We start from the raw sequence: 18131 nt of genomic DNA, 5'->3' as shown, positions 1-18131 counted from the left end.
TCAGCGCGCGCGGCGGGAGAAGAAGGAGATCAGCACCGGCAGCGTCACCAGGATCACGACCGGTGCCAGCATCATGCCGGTGACGACGACGACCGCGAGCGGCTTCTGCACCTGCGAGCCGATGCCCTCCGACAGCGCAGCTGGCAAGAGGCCGACGCCGGCGACGACGCAGGTCATCAGCACGGGCCGAAGCTGAAGCTCGCCGGTGCGGATCACCGCGCTCACGCGGTCCATGCCTTCCTCGATGAGCTGATTGAACTGCGACAGGATGATGATGCCGTCCATCACCGCGATGCCGAACAGCGCGATGAAGCCGATCGCCGCGGAGACGCTGAACGCGGTGCCGGTGATCAACAGCCCGAGCACGCCGCCGAAGATCGCCATCGGGATCACGCTCATCGCGAGCAGCGTGTCGGTCATCGAGCCGAAATTGAACCAGAGCAGGACGCCGATCAGCGCCAGCGAGATCGGCACCACGATCGACAGGCGCCGGATCGCGTCCTGGAGATTGCCGAATTCGCCGACCCAGTCCATGTGCGAGCCGGGCGGCAGCTGCACCTGGTCGGCAATCTTCTGCTGCGCCTCGCGGATCGCGCTGCCGAGATCGCGCTCGCGCACCGAGAACTTGATCGGCAGGTAGCGCTCCTGCTGCTCGCGATAGATGTAGGCCGCACCGGAGACGAGGCTGATGCTGGCGACCTCGCTCAACGGGATCTGCGTGACGGTGCCGTTGGGGCCGGGCGCCCCGATGCGCAAATTCTGGATCGCCTCCGCGCTCCGGCGGTATTCCGGTGCAAGCCGAACGATGATCGGGAAATGGCGGTCGCTTCCGGGCTCGTAGAGATCGCCCGCGGTGTCGCCGCCGATCGCGACCTTGATGGTGGCGTTGATGTCGCCCGGTGCGAGGCCGTAGCGCGCGGCCTTGGCGCGGTCGATGTCGATCTGGATGGTCGGCTGGCCGAGCGAGGTGAACACCGCAAGGTCGGTGACACCCTGCACGGTCGACAGCACCTGCTTAATCTTGTTGGCGGTGTCGGTGAGCGCCTGCAGATCGCTGCCGAACAGCTTGATCGAGTTCTCGCCCTTCACTCCGGAGACGGCTTCGGAGACGTTGTCCTGGAGGTATTGCGAGAAGTTGAATTCGACGCCGGGGAAGCGGTCGTCGAGCTGCTTCAACAGCTGCGCGGTCAGCTCTTCCTTGTCGCGTGTGCCGGGCCATTGGCTCACGGGCTTGAGCGGCGCGAAGAACTCGGCGTTGAAGAAGCCGGCCGCGTCGGTGCCGTCGTCGGGACGGCCGTGCTGCGACACCACGGATTCCACCTCGGGCCGGGCGCGGATCACCTTGCGCATCTCGTTGACGTAGGTGTTGCCTTCCTGGAGCGAGATGGTCGGCGGCAGCGTGGCGCGGATCCAGAGATTGCCCTCTTCCAGCTTGGGCAGGAATTCGAGGCCGAGCAGCCGGCTGAGCGCCACCGTCATCAGCACGAGACCGACCGCACCGCCGAGCATGATGCCGCGATTGGCGACAGCCCAATGCAGCACCGGCATGTAGATCCGGTGCAGGATCAGCATGACCCTGGTCTCGGTTTCCTCGACATGCGCGGGCAGGATGATCGCGGACAGCGCAGGCGTCACCGTGAAGGTGGCCAGCAGCCCGCCGGCAAGCGCATAGGCGTAGGTGCGCGCCATCGGCCCGAAGATGTTGCCTTCGACGCCGGAGAGCGTGAACAGCGGCAGGAAGGCCGCGATGATGATGGCGGCGGCGAAGAAGATCGAGCGCGACACGTCGGCCGCGGCGCTGAGGATGGCGTGGCTCTTCATGCCGAACAGCGTCTCGGACGACATATGCTCGGATTCGGACACCGGCGTCGTCTGCGTCAGGCGGCGGTAGATCGCTTCCACCATGATGACGGTGGCATCGACGATCAGGCCGAAGTCGATCGCACCGACCGACAGCAGGTTCGCCGATTCGCCGCGCAGCACCAGGATGATCACCGCGAAGAACAGCGCGAACGGAATGGTGGCGCCGACGATCAGCGCGCTGCGCAGGTCACCGAGGAAGATCCACTGCAACAGCACGATCAGGAGGATGCCGACCACCATGTTGTGCAGCACGGTGTGGGTGGTGAGCTCGATCAGGTCGCCGCGGTCGTAGATGCGCTCGATGCGCACGCCGGGCGGCAGGATGCTTGAGTCGTTGATGGTTTGAACGAGCTGGTGGACGCGCTTGATGGTTGGCGAGCTCTGCTCGCCGCGGCGCATCAGGACGATGCCCTGCACGATGTCGTCGGCATCGTCGATGCCGGCAATGCCGAGGCGAGGCTTCTGATCGACGGTGACGGTGGCGACGTCCTTGACCAGCACCGGGTTGCCGTTGGTCTGCGAGACCATGGTATTGGCAAGGTCGTCGATCGAACGTATCAGGCCGACGCCGCGCACCACGGCCGATTGCTGGCCGATATTGACGGTGTTGCCGCCGACATTGACGTTCGCATTGCCGACCGCCTGGAGCAATTGCGGCAGCGTCAGGCCGTTGGCGACGAGCTTGTTGAAGTCGACCTGTAGCTCGTAGGTCTTGCTCTTGCCGCCCCAGCCGGTGACGTCGATGACACCAGGCACGGCGCGGAAGCGGCGCTGGAGGATCCAGTCCTGGATGGTCTTGAGGTCGAGCACGCTGTAGTTCGGCGGGCCGACCAGGCGGTAGCGGAAGATCTCGCCGATCGGGCTGAGCGGCGAGATCTGCGGCTGCACATTGCCCGGCAGCGGCGCGAGCTGCGCCAGGCGGTTCAAGACCTGCTGCAACGCTTCGTCATAGGTGTAGGCGAAGGAGAACTGGAGCTTGATGTCGGAGAGGCCGTAGAGCGAGATGGTGCGGATGGTCGTGAGGTTCTTCAGACCCGCGACCTGGGTCTCGATCGGGATCGTGATGTAACGCTCGATTTCCTCGGCCGACAGGCCCGGGCTCTGCGTCACGATGTCGACCATCGGCGGGGTCGGGTCGGGATAGGCCTCGATGTTGAGCTGGTTGAACGCGATCAGGCCGCCGATCAGCACGGCAACGAACATGCCGACCATCAGGAAGCGCCGGTTGACGGCAAGGGCGACGAGACGATCCATTCAGCTCTTCAGTTTGTTGTCAGTTTTTGGGTCGTCGATCAGCTGCCGGACGCCGCGCGGTCGATGAACAAGCTGCCCTTGGTGACGATCTGCTCGCCGGGCTTCAGGTTGCTCGTGACTTCGACGAGGTTGCCGTTGATGAGGCCGATCTTGATCTGGCGCAGCTCGACCGACTTGTCCTCGCGCGCCACCCAGATGCGAACCTTGTCGGCTTCATAGATCAGCGCCTGTTTCGGCACCGCCGGTGCCGCACGGTCGCCAGCCGAGTAGATCGTGACGTTGGCGAACATTTCCGGCTTGAGCAGGCCGTCCTTGTTGTCGATGGTGGCGCGAACCAGCAGACGGCGGGTGCTGGGATCGATCGCGGCGGCGACGTAGTTGATCTTGGCGGTCAGCGGCCGCCCCGGCAGCGCCATCACGTTGACGGTGATGTCCTGCCCGATGCACACCGCGGCCGCATCGCTCTCGCGCACGAAGGCGGTGAGCCAGACCGTGGAGAGGTCGCCGATCACGAAGACCGGATCGCTGGCGCCGGAATTGACGTACTGGCCCGGGCCGATCTTGCGCTGCACGACCGTGCCGGAGATCGGCGAGTAGATCGTGATCTCCCGATCGATGACGCCCTTGTCCTGGAATACCTTGATGGTCTCGTCGGTGAAGCCGAGAATCCGCAGCTTGTTGCGTGCGGCCTCCAGCGCTGTCGCCGAGGAGCGCATGTCGTTCTGCGCCTGAACCTGGGTGGCTTCCGCCTGCTGATAGTCCTTCAGCGGAATGGCGTGGCCCTCATAGAGATCCTTGGCCCGCTTGAACTGGATGTCGGCAAGATCGATCGCCGACTTCGCCTTGTTCTGCGAGGTCATCGCCGCGATGAAATCGTTCTGGGCCTGCACGGTGTCGGCGGCCTCGATCGTGAACAGCGGTTGACCTTGCTTCAGCATTTCGCCCGGCTTGGCGAGCAGCTTGGTGACCCTGCCCGCATAGGGCGAGAACACCGGCGTCGAGCGATCCTCGTCGACCGCGACCTTGCCTTCGGTGACATATTCGGCGCGGAAGGTCTTGGCCTTGACCGGCTCGATCGTCAGCGTCGCCCATTCGGACGGCGTCGGCGTGAAGTTCTGCGCGTTCCTGCGCGACTGGCTGGAGACCTCGGAATGATTTTTTTCTTTGGTCCCCGCATAGAGGAAGCCATAGGCACCGGCGCCGGCGAGTGCCAGTAAAACTACGGATGTGATCACCCGTTGTTTTGTAAGCACCTGCAATCGCTTGGTATTTTCAACTACCATGGGGCCCGGTCATGTCTGCGACGATCTCGGCAAATGACTGCCTCATCGGTCGCGCTAATAGTGCCGAATTCAGATTTCAAACAACCTAAAAAACGCCCCGCACCTTTCCGTTTGTTAAAATTTTGCGACGCGTCAGCTCCAAGTAAGCTATCCAAGTAAGCTAATTGTCAGCTTCTCAGCGGCCACTGTGCCGGATGACTGCCGAGCGGCATCGCCGGATGGCTCCATTGCGCCGGCGTTCTCGACAGCAGCGCCGAATGGCGCACCGCTTTCAACGTGCCGAAGCCAGATGGCATGCTCTCGATGAACGCTGCATGTACGGCCTCGCCCGTAAGATCCGGGGTGTCCAGTCCGCCGTCGAGCCGGCCGAGATTCCACAGCCAGCGGCCGGTCTGCGCCAGCGACACGCGCACGTGCCAGCTGCCGCCTTCGCGGGCCTGACGCACCCTGGCCATCATCGCGCCGAACGCCATGAGATAGCCGGTAGCGTGATCGAGTATCTGTGCCGGCAGTTCCTTGGGAGCGTCGATGCCGGCGGCCTGCCCCTCGGCATGGTTGAAGCCGGTAGTGGTTTGCACCAGAGAGTCGAAGCCGCGCCGCTCGGCCCAGGGGCCGGCATGGCCGTAGGCTGACAGCGTCACGTAGACGATGCCGGGATTGGTCTTCGCGGCCTCCTCGGGCCCGAAGTCTAGGGCGGCAAGCGCACGCGGGCGATAGCCCTGCGAGACGATGTCGGCGTCCTTTAGCAACTCGCGCAACTGCGCCCTGCCCGCTTCGCTCTTCAGCGCGACGAACGTGGTGAGCTTGCCGCGGCCGGTGTCGATGGTGAGCCAGGGAATGGCGGGTAGCTCCGGCCCCGACACCAGCAGCACATCCGCACCATGCGCGGCGAGCGTGCGGCCGGCGACTGGCCCTGCGATGACGCGGGAGAGATCGAGTACGCGGAGACCGGACAGCGGGTGATCGCCTTCAGGCCACGGCCTTGGCGGGGCCTCGCCGATCTTCTCGATCGAGATCAGCGGCAGTTCGGCGAGCGCACGCGCCTGCGGCAGTGCGGACCACTCGTCGTAGCTGCGCATCAGCGCAACGACGCCGCCGGCGGCATAGGCCGCGGTCTCGAAATCCTCGCCCTTCCACTGCATCAACGCGGCCTGCACCTTCTCGCGCTCCGCCTCGCAGGCGAGCACCTTGCAGACCGCGTCGCGGTGATGCGGAAAGTTGGTGTGACAGCGGACGAAGCGGCCATCGCCGGTCCTGTAGACGCCGGCGATGGCGTCCCAGGCCGGCGGCGGCGGCTTGTCGTCGAGGCGCAAATAGCGCTCCGAACGGCATTCGGCCACGGCATGGCGCATGTCGACATCGACGTCCTGCGCCTCACCGCTGCGCAGTCGCCAGATTTCGGCGGCGGCGAGGCCTGCGGCAGCGATTGTGGTTTGGCCGGCGACAGCGACACGAAACGAGGACGGGATCTGCGGCTCCTCCCCGGTCAGCCGTACACGTTCGAGCGCGCCAGGATCGCCGCCAACGGAGGTCCAGATACCCTTGAGAACATCGGCGGGGCTTTGCATGGCCGCTTCTCTCCCTTTCGGGTTGTTGTTTTAAGTACGATCCTTCCGGATAACCGCTGCGCATTTTTCCGGATCATGCTGTACTTTTCGCGACCATGTCATGATCGCAGAAAGGAATGCAATGGCCGCCATCGATCCCCTTACCGCCGGCGCCGTGTTCATCGCAACGGCGGCCACCGACGCGGTCTATGTCATGTTCACCTCCGCCGTTATCGCGCGCAAGCGCGTGCCGGCGGCGAACTGGAGCGCGGTCTGGTACCTGCTCTCCTCCTACGCGGTGATCAGCTACACCGAAAACGCCTTCTATGTCGCTTTCGCGGCGCTCGGCTCCTGGGCCGGCGCCTACGTCTCGCTGACCTACCTGCACCGCCCGCCCGGTGGCCCGCCGGTGGGGGCGGCGCCGGAGTGAGGTCGTCGCGGTCTTGGCCATCCAGGACGGTGTCATCATCCGCCTTGTGCGCACTTGCGCACTGGGGCGGATGATCCAGTATTCCAGAGACGCCGGAGATAGAACCGAGACGCCGCGGCGTACTGGATACCCCGCTTGCCGCCTACGCTAAAGCTTCGGCGCCCCTGGACCTCAACCCCGGCGAAGCCTTGGCGTAGCCGGGTCGCGGGGTATGACGCGGAGACCGTATTCAACGCCGTAGCGTAAACCGCTAAAGTCGAACGACCAACAACAAGGAAAACAAAACAATGGATCTCGGTCTCAAGGGAAGGAACGCCATCGTCCTCGGCGGCACGCGCGGCATCGGGCGGGCGATTGCGGCGACGTTGGCCGGCGAAGGCGCCAATGTCGCGGTGTGCGCGCGCAACGCGGATCAGGTTGCGGCCACCGTCGCTGAGTTGAAGGCGAGCGGTATCAGCGCCACCGGCAGCCCGGTCGACGTCACCGACGGCGCGGCGCTGAAATCCTGGGTCGAGGGCGCTGCAAAAGAACTCGGCGGCATCGACCTGCTGTTCTCCAATGCCGGCGCGATGGCGCAAGGTCAGGATGCGGCGTCCTGGGAGCAGAATTTCCGGCTCGACGTGCTCGGCGCCGTGCATGCATTCGATGCCGCGCGACCGTTCCTCGAAGCGAGCGGCGAGACAAGCGGTGACGCCGCCTTCGTCATCATCTCCTCGATCTCGGCCGCACAGGCCGATCTCGCCAGCTCCTACGGCCCGATCAAGGCGGCGCTGATCCACATGGCCAAGGGGCTGGCGCGGCAATACGCGAAGAAAAAGATCCGCGTCAACGTGGTCTCGCCCGGCACCGTCTATTTCAAGGGCGGCGTCTGGGAGATGATCGAGCAGAACATGCCCGAGCGCTACAAGGATGCGATGAAGCGCAACCCTACCGGCCGCATGGCAACGCCGCAGGAGATCGCAAGCGCCGCGGTGTTTCTGGCAAGCCCGGTGTCGGGGTTCACGACCGGCTCCAATCTCGTCGTGGACGGGGCGATCTCGAACCGGGTGAATTTTTAGAGGGGGCACTCTGTCATCGCCCGACTTGATCGGGCGATCCAGTATTCCAGAGACAGCGCGGCTAGAACCGAGAAGCCGCAGCGTACTGGATACCCCGCTTGCCGCCTACGCTAAAGCTTCGGCGCCCCTGGACCTCAACCCCAGCGAAGCCTTGGCGTAGCCGGGTCGCGGGGTATGACGACCGAGAATAAGGCGCGCGATCGCTTCAACAATCTCGTCATTGCGAGCGTAGCGAAGCAATCCAGACTGCGTCCGCGGAAAGACTCTGGATTGCTTCGCTACGCTCGCAATGACGGCGTGGCGGCATCCCGCGCGACATCCTCAATGAAAATCCCGCGACGGTGGCAGGATGCGGACGTTGCGGGGGTGGCGCATTTTCTGCGCCGGCGCGTCCGCGTGATCGCGGCGGTCGTCGTTGAGAGGCTCGATCAGCGCGGCGCCTGATGGCACAGGATGCTTGCGGGTCAACGCGTCGTTGGCAAGGCCGATCAGATCGTGCGAGCGGTCGACCATGCGCTGGGCGATGAGATGCGTCACCTTCTCGGGGCTGCTCTGGATATAGCCTTCGACCAGGATGAGGCGCGCGCCCATCACTTCCTTGCGGTACTGCTCCATGATCTTGGGCCACACCACGACATTGGCGATGCCGGTTTCGTCCTCCAGCGTCATGAACACGACGCCACTGGCGCTGCCCGGCCGCTGCCGGACCAGCACCACGCCGGCGCAGCGGACGCGGCGCCGCTCGTTCTGATGATTGACGTCCTTGCAGGCGACGACGCGCTCCCGCGAAAACATCTCGCGCAGGAATTCCATCGGGTGGCCCTTCAGCGACAGCCGGATGGTCTGGTAGTCCGCGACCACCTGCTCGGGGCGCGGCATCACGGGCAATGGCTTTGCGTGCTCGTCGGGCTGCTCACGGGCGGTGGCGGCCTCGAACAGCGGCAACGGCACGCCGTCGGGCAGCCGCCGCACCTGCCACAGCGCCTCACGGCGATCGAGCCCGAGCGAGCGGAACGCGTCGGCATCGGCGAGCAGGATCAGCGCGCGCTTGGGCAGGCCGGTGTCGCGGGCGAAGTCTTCCAGCGAGGTGAAGGGACGGCGGTTGCGGGCGGCGACGATGCGGTCGGCCCAGTCCAACTCTCCGCCGTCATTCCGGGGCGACGCGCCAGCGTCGAGCCCGGCATCCATTCCGCCAGGCGTATGCGGTCCGATGGATTCCGGGTTCGCGCCAAGTGGCGCGCCCCGGAATGACAGCTGGGAGTGTTTCAGGCGCTCCTCATCCTCGTCCAGCCAATGGAAGCCGTCGATCTGGCGGAAGCCCAGGCGTACCGCGCAATATTTGCCGCTCCCCTGCTCGAGCGTGTTCTGCGCAAAGCTGTAGGACACGTCGATGTCACGCACCTCGACGCCGTTCTTGCGGGCATCGCCGACGATCTGCGCCGGCGCGTAGAAACCCATCGGCTGCGAGTTCAAAAGGCCGCAGCAGAACGCATCAGGGTGATAATATTTCAGCCATGACGAAATGTAGACGAGCTGCGCAAAGCTCGCCGCGTGACTCTCAGGAAAGCCGTAACTGCCAAAGCCCTTGATCTGGTCGAAGCAGCTTTTGGCGAAGTTGGGATCGTAGCCGCGCGCGACCATGTTGCCGATCAGCTTGTCCTCGTATGTGCCGATGGTGCCGACATTGCGGAAGGTCGCCATCGAACGGCGCAGGCCGTTGGCCTCCTCGGGGGTGAATTTGGCCGCCTCGATCGCGATGCGCATCGCCTGCTCCTGGAACAGCGGCACGCCCTTCGTCTTGTGCAGCACCCTGTAGAGCTCGTCCGCGGGACCATGCTCGGGCGATGGCGAGGGATAGCACACCTTCTCCTGGCCGTTCCGCCGCCGCAAATACGGATGCACCATGTCGCCCTGGATCGGCCCCGGCCGCACGATCGCGACCTCGATCACGAGGTCGTAGAACGTCCGCGGCTTCAGGCGCGGCAGCATGTTCATCTGGGCGCGGCTCTCGACCTGGAACACGCCGAGCGACTCCCCGTCACACAGCATGTCGTAGACTTTGGGATCGTCCTGCGGAACGCTCGCCAGAACCCAGTGCTCGCCCTTGTGGTCCGCGATCAGATCAAAACATTTGCGGATGCAGGTCAGCATGCCCAGCGCGAGCACGTCGACCTTCATCATGTTGAGCGCGTCGACGTCGTCCTTGTCCCATTCGATGAAGGTGCGGTCGTCCATCGCGGCGTTGCCGATCGGCACATAGGTGTCGAGCCGGTCCTGGGTGAGCACATAGCCGCCAACATGCTGGGAGAGATGACGCGGGAATTCGATCAACTCGGTCGCAAGCTCGACCGCGAGGTTGATCATGGGGTTTTGCGGATCGAGCCCGGCCTGCTTGACCTGCATGTCGTTGAGGCCACTACCCCAGCTCCCCCAGACGGTGTCGGCGAGCGCGGCGGTGACGTCCTCGGTCAGACCCAGCGCCTTGCCGACGTCGCGGATGGCGCTGCGCGGACGATAATGGATGATCGTGGCGATGATCGCGGCGCGGTGACGGCCATAGCGGCGATAGACATATTGCATCACCTCCTCGCGCCGCGAATGCTCGAAATCGACGTCGATGTCGGGCGGCTCCAGCCGCTCCTTGGAGATGAAGCGCTCGAACAAGAGATCGACCTTGGTCGGGTCGACCGAGGTGATGCCGAGCACGTAGCACACGGCCGAATTCGCCGCCGAGCCGCGGCCCTGGCACAGGATGTTCTGGCTGCGCGCATAATGGACGATGTCGTGCACAGTGAGGAAGTAGTGCGCGTATTTCAGCTCGGCGATCAGCGCGAGCTCTTTCTTGAGTGTGGCACGCAGCTTGTCATCGATTTCGCCGGCGAAATATTTATCGACGCCCGCCCAGGTCAGATCCTCCAGATGCCCTTGCGCGGTCTTGCCCGGCGGCACCGGCTCGTCCGGATATTGATATTTGAGCTGGTCGAGCGAGAAGTCGATCTTGTTCGCAAAGCGCATGGTCTCCGCGATCGCCTCGGGGAAGTCACGGAACAGCCGTGACATTTCGCGTGGAGTTTTGAGAAAGCGCTCGGCATTGGCCTCGAGCTTCCGTCCGACCGCCTCGATCGTGGTCTTTTCACGGATGCAAGTCAGCACGTCCTGGAGGGGACTGCGGCCGGGATCGTGATAGAGCACCTCGTTGGTCGCGAGCAGCGGCACCTTTGCTTTTCCCGCGAGATCATCGAGCCGCGCCAGGCGACGCCGGTCGTCGCCGCGATAGACCAGGCTCGCCGCCAGCCACACGCCATCGGCGCGGGTCGCTTTGAGCTTTGCAAGAACATCCAGCGCCCGCGCCGGCTCGAAGCGATGCGGCAGGGTCAGGACCAGAAGCTGGCCTTCCGAAAACGCGAGGAGATCGGGGAAGGTGAGACGACACTCGCCCTTCTCGATCCGCGTGATGTCGTCGCCGCGCTTGCCCCTGGTGAGAAGCTGGCAGAGCCGGCCATAGGCTGCGCGGTCGCGCGGATAGACAAAAATGTCGGGCGTGCCGTCGATGAAGACGATGCGCGCGCCGATCAGCAGCTTTGGCTTGTGCAGCACCTTGTCATTGTCGAGCTCCTTGTAGGCCCGCACCACGCCGGCAAGCGTGTTGTGATCGGCGATGCCGATCGCGGAGATGCCGAGGATACTTGCCTGATGCACATAGGCGCGCGGATCCGAACCGCCGCGCAGGAAGGAGAAATTGGTGGTGATGCCGATCTCGGCATAAGCGGACGCGGTCATGCGAAGAGACCGTGCACATACCAGCCGGGAGGAACCGGCTTGCCGTCGGCGTCGAACACCTCCCCTTCGTAAAGACCGTCGCGAAAAATCCAGAAGCGCAGGCCTTCGGCATCCTCGATGCGGAAATAATCCCGCGTCAGCTGCTTGCCGTCCTGACGCCACCATTCCATCGCAATGCGCTCGGGCCCCTCCACCCGCACCACCGCGTGTTTCGCGCGCCGCCAGGTGAATTGATGCGGCGGACCATCCGGCACGGTCGCGAACGGCACTGTGACCGGCTCCGGCTTGTCGAACAGCCTTAAGGGACGCAGCGGCGGCTCGCCCTCGGCGCGCGCCGGCCATTCGGCCTGCATGGCGGCGGCGAGGTGATGCTGCGCCGGCGCGGCCAGCACCGCACATTCAGGAATATGCGTGTCCTGCGGCAGGTGCACGACGACGCGCTTTCCACCGATCCGCGCGGCGATGCGGTCGATCAGCGCGGCGAGCTCGTCATTGTCGTGGACATGGGCGTCGAGATCGCGCTGCTCCTGCACCACGATCTCGGTGCGGCTCGCCGACAGCCGCACCATGTCGAAGCCGAAGCCGGGATCGAGGGGATCGGCGAGCGCATCGAGCCGCTCGCGGAACAGGCGGTCGATGACCGCGCTTCGCGTCACCGGACGTCCGGTCTCGACCATGATCGCGCGCACCACGCCGTCGGTGCGGAAGAAGGCAGCCTCCAGCCGCCGCGCGCCCTTGCCCTGCTTCTCCATGGACGCGATCAACGTGTCGGCGAGCCGCGACAATGTCATCGCGATCATGGTGTCGGTCGCGATCGGCTCGGCAAAACGTTTCTCCACGATGTAATCAGGCAGCGGCTTTCGCGGATTGATCGGCGCATCGCCCTGCCCTAGCGCGTGCGCGAGCAGCGTGGAGAACCGCGCGCCGAACCGCGCCGTGATCTCGTGGGCGCTGCGCGATGCGACATCGCCGATGGTCTTCAGGCCGGCGCGGCGCAGGCCGGTGGTGATGGCCTCGCCCGCGCCGAGCGCAGACACCGGCAGCCGGCTGATCGCCTCCGCTTCCCCGCCATCGGCGACGATGGTGCCTGTGACTTGCCGCGTCAGAGTCCGCGCGCAGACCGAGGTGCCGGCAATCGCCGCGCTGACGGCAAAGCCTTGTCGGCCGAGCGCGCGAACCAGCGTCTGCAACAGCGCGGCTTCCCCGCCGAACAGATGCGCGCAGCCGGTGATATCAAGAAACAGCCCGTGCGGCGGATCGAGCGCAACCAGCGGCGTGAAACGGTCGCACCAGTCGGCGATGTCGCTCAGCGTCTTCGCATCGGCGACGACATCGGCATCGAACACCCGCAAGTCCGGGCACATCGCCCGCGCATTGGCCAGGGGCTGGCCGATATGCAGGCCGAGGCGCTCGGCGGCCTCATCCAGCGCATGGATCACCAGCGCATTGGTCTCCTTGACGACGACGATGCTGGGTTCAGGATTATTACCCAGTCCGGCGCTGCCAAGGAACCGCTGGATCCGCACGATGGGCAGGTGCGGCAGCCACAGGCTGAGGATACGCCGACGATTCACTGAACTGGCACTCATCACATTTCCATTCCATGATCCACCGGCCGCATGGGCCATGACGATTGCGCAACAGCTCGGCATCGAAGCGCGGCGCGCCCCAGGCGCTCCACATCGAGCCAGGCGGCGAATGCGTCGCACGCAGCATCCATCGTGTCTCCGCGGTCGAGGGCAGCGGCTGCGCGGCCATCCGCAGCAGCAGGCCGGTGACGCCGGAGCCTTGCGCGGCCAGCGTCAGCTTGCGGCTCGCCACGAGATCGAACTGCCGCGTCTCGCCCCAGAGCTCGAGCACGACCGCGCCGAGCGCATCGCAGGCCAGTGCATCGGCCGAAGTGCGCAGCGCACTCTCCACATCGGCCGCGCGCACCATCACCACGCGGCGCGGGTCGAGGCCGAGTTCGGCGAGCCCGCTCATCGACAGCGCGCCGGCTTCCAGTTCCGAAAAATCCTGCCGCACCCACAGCAGCGGCCGGCGCGCGGTCACGCGTCCCGCAACGCCCATGACAAACCCGGTCGCGGCGGCGCCCTGGCGCCCCTCGCAAAACACCTCGTGGATCGCCGCACGCGCAAGTCCGCCCTTCAGCGCGCTGTCGACCTCGCCATGGCCAAGCGCGACGCGATCGCGCTGATGCACGACCTCCGCCGTCTCGATGCGCTCGATCTGGCCGCGCAGGGTCGCAAGCGCGCTCATGCGTGCGCCGCTCATGCTCGCCGCTCCTTTGAGATAGGTGCCGTGGCTCAAAAATAAGAACCCGCGGCTGGCTCATTTGTTCATGATATGTTCTATTATAAAGCTAACGGCGCCCTGGGAGTCAATCGAATTGGCGCGCCTTCGGATTCATGAGCGGAATCAAGAGGATTCGAGTGCCATGTACCTCGTCACCCTGAACAGCGAGACCGATTTCGACGGCTGGCGCAAAGCCGCTCGCGCATTCGCCCTGCATCACGTCGCCCCGGCGGACGTGGTGTGGCACGTGCAAGGCCAGACGGAAGACCAGATGCCGCCCGGCCTGTCCGAAGCGCCGAGCCTTCCGCCGATCGAGACCGAGAGCACGTTCACCGTGCCGGCCAATTTCATCGAGCTTGCCCGCGTCGCGATCCTGCATCGCGAGGGCGAGCGTTTTGCGCTGCTCTATCGCCTGCTCTGGCGGTTGAAGGTCGATCACGACCTGCTCGCAACGATGAGCGATCCCGACGTGGCGCAGGCAATCACGATGGCAGGCACGGTGCAGCGCGATGCGCAGCGGATGCGCGATCTCGTCCGCTTCCGCGAGATCGGGCGCGAGCAGAAGGCGCATTACGCCGCCTGGTTCGAGCCGGAGCATCACATCGTCGCATTCGCCGCGCCGTTCTTCGCACGTCGTTTTGCCGACATGCCCTGGTCGATCCTCACGCCTGACGTTTGTGCCCATTGGAACGGTCACGCGATCTCCTTCACGCCTGGGATCAGCCGGGCGGAGTGGCCGGCCCCAGGGCGCCTGGAGGAAACCTGGCGGCGCCATTTCCAGCCCGACCGGCTGACCACAACCGACGCGCCGGTGAAGCGCCGGAGGAACCTCCAGGACGCATCGGTACTTGGATCGATACTTGGACCCCTGCTCGCCGATGCCGAACGCTGGACCGGCGGACGGATTTCCCCACGTCCGGAAGCCATCATGGGACACAAGGCAACCGCCAACGATCTCGAAGCGCTCCGCGAGGAGGCCGCGCATTGCCGTGCCTGCCCGCTCTACAAGGACGCGACGCAAACCGTGTTCGGCGAAGGCCCGAAAGACGCCACCATCATGCTGGTCGGCGAGCAGCCCGGCGACAAGGAAGACCTCGCCGGCCATCCCTTCGTCGGCCCCGCCGGCCAGATGCTCGACCGCGCGCTGGAGGAAGCCGGCGTCGATCGCAAGAAGGTCTATGTCACCAACGCGGTCAAACACTTCAAATTCGTGCCGCGCGGAAAAATCCGCCTGCATCAGAAGCCGAATACACAGGAGATCCGGGCATGCCGGCAATGGTATGAGCGGGAGCTGGCGGCCGTTCAACCCGATCTCGTCGTGGCGATGGGCGCCACCGCCGCGCAAAGCGTGTTCGGCAAGATCACCCCGATCGGCAAGACCCGCGGCCGGCTGATCGACCTTCCCGACGGCCGCAAGGCGCTGGTGACGGTGCACCCGTCCTATCTGCTGCGGCTGCCCGACCCGGAAGCCAAAGTGCTGGAATATCAGCGCTTCGTCGAAGATCTGAAGATCGCGGCCAACTTGCAGAAGAAATCCGCGCGCGCCGCCTAAATAACGGCGGGAAAACGCCTTTCAACCACCGCTTGTCATCCAGCCTTCAAATCCATCGCGGACAATACCCTTACCTGAAAGTTAAGGGGCGTCCTGACATGACCGATGTAGCATTCGACCGCGCGGTAGCCGATCCCGCGCCGATCCAGCCGGCCTCGCGGCCAAATCTCGACAAGGGCTTCAATCCGCTGACGATGATCCTGTTCTTCGGCATCCTCGCCGCGGGCCTGCTGTTCGTCGCCTACAGCATCTATGCCGACGTCAACGCGACCGGCACACGGGTGACGACCTTCCTGCCCTACATCCTGCTGTTCGTCGCGCTGCTGATCGCGCTCGGCTTCGAATTCGTCAACGGCTTCCACGACACCGCCAACGCGGTGGCGACCGTGATCTACACCCATTCGCTGCCGGCCGAAGTCGCCGTGATGTGGTCGGGCTTCTTCAACTTCCTCGGCGTGCTGCTGTCCTCCGGCGCGGTCGCCTTCGGCATCGTCTCGCTGCTGCCGGTCGAGCTGATCCTCCAGGTCGGCTCCAGCGCCGGCTTCGCGATGGTGTTCGCGCTGCTGATCGCCGCGATCCTCTGGAACCTCGGTACCTGGTATTTCGGCCTGCCCGCCTCCTCCTCGCACACGCTGATCGGCTCGATCATCGGCGTCGGCATCGCCAACGCCGTGATGCGCGGCCGCGACGGCACCTCGGGCGTCGACTGGAGCAAGGCCACCGAGATCGGCTACGCGCTGCTGCTGTCGCCGCTGTTCGGCTTCATCTGCGCCGCAGTGCTGCTGCTGCTGCTCAAGTTCATCGTGCGCAACCCTGCGCTCTATGCCGCGCCCGAAGGCAACAAGGCGCCGCCGCTCTGGATCCGCGGCCTGCTGATCGCGACCTGCACAGGCGTCAGCTTCGCCCACGGCTCGAACGACGGCCAGAAGGGCATGGGCCTGATCATGCTGATCCTGATCGGCACCGTGCCGACCGCCTACGCGCTCAACCGCGCGCTGCCGGAATCCCAGGTCGCCCAGTTCCAGAAGGTCTCGGAGGCCGCCTCCAAGGTGATCGCGGCCAAGGGCGCCGGTCACTCGATCATAGGCGATCCCCGTCCTGCGGTGACGCAGTACATCACCTCGCACCACATCAGCGAAGGCACCTACCCCTCGCTGTCGGTGCTGGTGAAGGATGTCGGCGACCAGGTCGTGAAGTACGGCTCGCTCAACAAGGTACCGGCGGAAGTGGTCGGCAACACCCGTAACGACATGTACCTGACCTCGGAAGCCATCCGCTTCCTGATGAAGGACAAAGAAAACGACCTCAACAAGGAAGAGGTCGCGACCTTGAACGCCTACAAGGGCGGGCTCGATAGCGCCACGAAGTTCATCCCGAACTGGGTGAAGATCGCGGTCGCCATCGCGCTCGGTCTCGGCACCATGATCGGCTGGAAGCGCATCGTGATCACGGTCGGCGAGAAGATCGGCAAGACCCATCTCACCTATGCGCAAGGCGCCTCCGCCGAGCTCGTCGCCGCGGCCACGATCGGCGCCGCCGACGTGTTCGGCCTGCCGGTCTCGACCACCCACGTGCTGTCGTCTGGCGTCGCCGGCACCATGGCCGCGAACGGCTCGGGCCTGCAGATGGCGACCATCCGCAACCTGCTGATGGCCTGGGTGCTGACGCTGCCCTGCGCGATCATGCTGTCGGCCACGCTCTACGTGATCTTCTCGCGGATCTTCTGAGCCGATCAGATCCTCAAAACAAAGGGCCCGTGCGATGCACGAGCCCTTTTCATATGTGCTTCTGGTTAGGCTTTAAGACGCCGCGAGCGATTCCTCGACCAGCTTGACCCAGTAGGACGTGCCGAACACGATCGCCTCGTCGTTGAAATTGTAGGCGGGGTGGTGCAGGCCGGCGCTGTCGCCGTTGCCGCAGAAGATGAAGGCGCCGGGGCGCGCTTCCAGCATATAGGCAAAATCCTCGCCGCCCATCAGCGGGGGCATCTCGTGCACGTTGGCATCGCCCGCGACCTGCCTCGCGATACGCCGCGCCACCTCGGTCTCCGCGGCGTGGTTGTTCACGACGGGATAGTTGCGCTTGTAGTGCAGGTCGATCTTGGCGCCGGTGATCTGCGCCACGCCCGCCACCACTTCGTGCACGCGCTTCTCGACCAGCTTGCGCACGTCCGGCGACAGCGTGCGGATGGTGCCCCTCAGCGTCGCGGTCTGCGGAATGACATTGCGGGCATTGCCGGCGTGGAATTCGCAGATCGAGATCACGGCGGATTCCAGCGGATCGACGCTGCGCGCCACGATCGACTGCAAGGCCGTGATCACCTGCGCGCCGACCAGAACGGAGTCGATGCATTTGTGCGGACGCGCGGCATGGCCGCCGAGGCCCTCGATCATGATGTCGACTTCGTCGGTCGCCGCCATGATCGGACCCGGCCGGATCGCGAACGAGCCGATCGGGATGCCCGGGCCGTTATGCATGCCGTAGACCTGCTCGATGCCGAAGCGCTCCATCAGGCCGTCCTTGACCATGGCCGCGCCGCCGGCGCCGCCCTCCTCGGCCGGCTGGAAGATCACGACAGCATCGCCGGCGAAGTTGCGGGTCTCGGCGAGGTAGCGAGCCGCACCGAGCAGCATCGCGGTGTGGCCGTCATGGCCACAGGCGTGCATCTTGCCCGGAGTCTTGGAGGCGTAAGGCAGGTTGGTCTGCTCATCGACCGGCAGGGCATCCATATCGGCACGCATGCCGATCACCTTGAGCCCGTCGCCGGCCGGCTTGCTGCCCTTGATCACGCCGACCACGCCGGTCTGGCCGAGGCCGGTCACGACCGCATCGCAGCCGAACTCGCGCAGGCGGTCCGCAACGAATGCTGCGGTGCGGTGAACGTCATAAAGCAATTCGGGATGCTGGTGGATGTCCCGGCGCCAGGCCTGAATATCGGGTTGAAGGTCGGCGACACGGTTCACGATGGGCATGGATGGTCTCAAGCTTTGTTGGGAATACAGGACTGTCTACCATGCAAGCCGCAGTCCACCTAACCGCTACGGATCGGGGGGAGCCCTGTCCTCCCGT

General features: G+C 64.9%; 11 protein-coding genes. 4 read left to right on the top strand and 7 right to left on the bottom strand.

Features of this window, described 5'->3' with window-relative positions:
• From XI08_RS04935 to XI08_RS04925, 3 genes are all read right to left on the bottom strand, one after another.
• Window positions 1-3117 (bottom strand): efflux RND transporter permease subunit, encoded by a 3117-nt coding sequence (locus tag XI08_RS04935; RefSeq protein WP_027544126.1) that lies wholly within the window; start codon window positions 3115-3117, stop codon window positions 1-3.
• A 38-nt stretch (window positions 3118-3155) separates the two neighbouring features.
• Window positions 3156-4400, bottom strand: a complete 1245-nt coding sequence (locus XI08_RS04930; protein ID WP_271573582.1) for an efflux RND transporter periplasmic adaptor subunit — start codon at window positions 4398-4400, stop codon at window positions 3156-3158.
• Window positions 4401-4567: 167 nt separating this feature from the next.
• Window positions 4568-5968 (bottom strand): CoA transferase, encoded by a 1401-nt coding sequence (locus tag XI08_RS04925; protein WP_271573581.1) that lies wholly within the window; start codon window positions 5966-5968, stop codon window positions 4568-4570.
• Window positions 5969-6089: 121 nt separating this feature from the next.
• On the opposite strand from XI08_RS04925, the gene XI08_RS04920 reads away from it, so the two are divergent.
• Complete coding sequence (locus XI08_RS04920) at window positions 6090-6377, top strand: hypothetical protein (protein ID WP_028172312.1); 288 nt, start codon at window positions 6090-6092, stop codon at window positions 6375-6377.
• 287 nt (window positions 6378-6664) lie between these two features.
• Complete coding sequence (locus XI08_RS04915) at window positions 6665-7435, top strand: SDR family NAD(P)-dependent oxidoreductase (RefSeq protein ID WP_271573580.1); 771 nt, start codon at window positions 6665-6667, stop codon at window positions 7433-7435.
• A gap of 321 nt (window positions 7436-7756) precedes the next feature.
• Here the strand turns inward: XI08_RS04915 and XI08_RS04910 are convergent, their stop codons facing one another.
• Genes XI08_RS04910 through XI08_RS04900 form a run of 3 tightly spaced genes read right to left on the bottom strand, consistent with a single transcriptional unit; the run spans window position 7757 to window position 13489 of the window.
• Window positions 7757-11215 carry an error-prone DNA polymerase gene (locus tag XI08_RS04910; protein ID WP_271573579.1) on the bottom strand — a complete coding sequence of 1153 codons (3459 nt, stop codon included), beginning with the start codon at window positions 11213-11215 and terminating at the stop codon, window positions 7757-7759.
• On the bottom strand, window positions 11212-12804 hold the full coding sequence (locus XI08_RS04905) for a Y-family DNA polymerase (protein ID WP_271573578.1): 1593 nt from the start codon (window positions 12802-12804) through the stop codon (window positions 11212-11214). The genes XI08_RS04910 and XI08_RS04905 overlap by 4 nt, the downstream gene beginning before the upstream one ends.
• A complete protein-coding gene (locus tag XI08_RS04900; protein ID WP_271573577.1) occupies window positions 12701-13489 on the bottom strand; it encodes an ImuA family protein in 789 nt (262 codons plus the stop codon). The genes XI08_RS04905 and XI08_RS04900 overlap by 104 nt, the downstream gene beginning before the upstream one ends.
• 163 nt (window positions 13490-13652) lie before the next feature.
• Here XI08_RS04900 and XI08_RS04895 point away from each other — a divergent pair, with 163 nt between their 5' ends.
• Both XI08_RS04895 and XI08_RS04890 read left to right on the top strand, forming a co-directional pair.
• Window positions 13653-15062 (top strand): UdgX family uracil-DNA binding protein, encoded by a 1410-nt coding sequence (locus XI08_RS04895; RefSeq protein WP_271573576.1) that lies wholly within the window; start codon window positions 13653-13655, stop codon window positions 15060-15062.
• Between the two features lie 98 nt (window positions 15063-15160).
• Window positions 15161-16789 (top strand): inorganic phosphate transporter, encoded by a 1629-nt coding sequence (locus XI08_RS04890; RefSeq protein WP_271573575.1) that lies wholly within the window; start codon window positions 15161-15163, stop codon window positions 16787-16789.
• Window positions 16790-16861: 72 nt separating this feature from the next.
• On the opposite strand, the gene XI08_RS04885 is transcribed toward XI08_RS04890, so the two are convergent.
• Window positions 16862-18034: a M20 aminoacylase family protein gene (locus XI08_RS04885; RefSeq protein ID WP_271573574.1), complete on the bottom strand. Its 1173-nt coding sequence runs from the start codon at window positions 18032-18034 to the stop codon at window positions 16862-16864.
• Between the last annotated feature and the right edge of the window lie 97 nt (window positions 18035-18131).

Source organism: Bradyrhizobium sp. CCBAU 11361, from assembly GCF_028128935.1.
Classification (GTDB): domain Bacteria; phylum Pseudomonadota; class Alphaproteobacteria; order Rhizobiales; family Xanthobacteraceae; genus Bradyrhizobium; species Bradyrhizobium niftali.
This window is presented reverse-complemented; position numbering and strand designations above follow the sequence as displayed.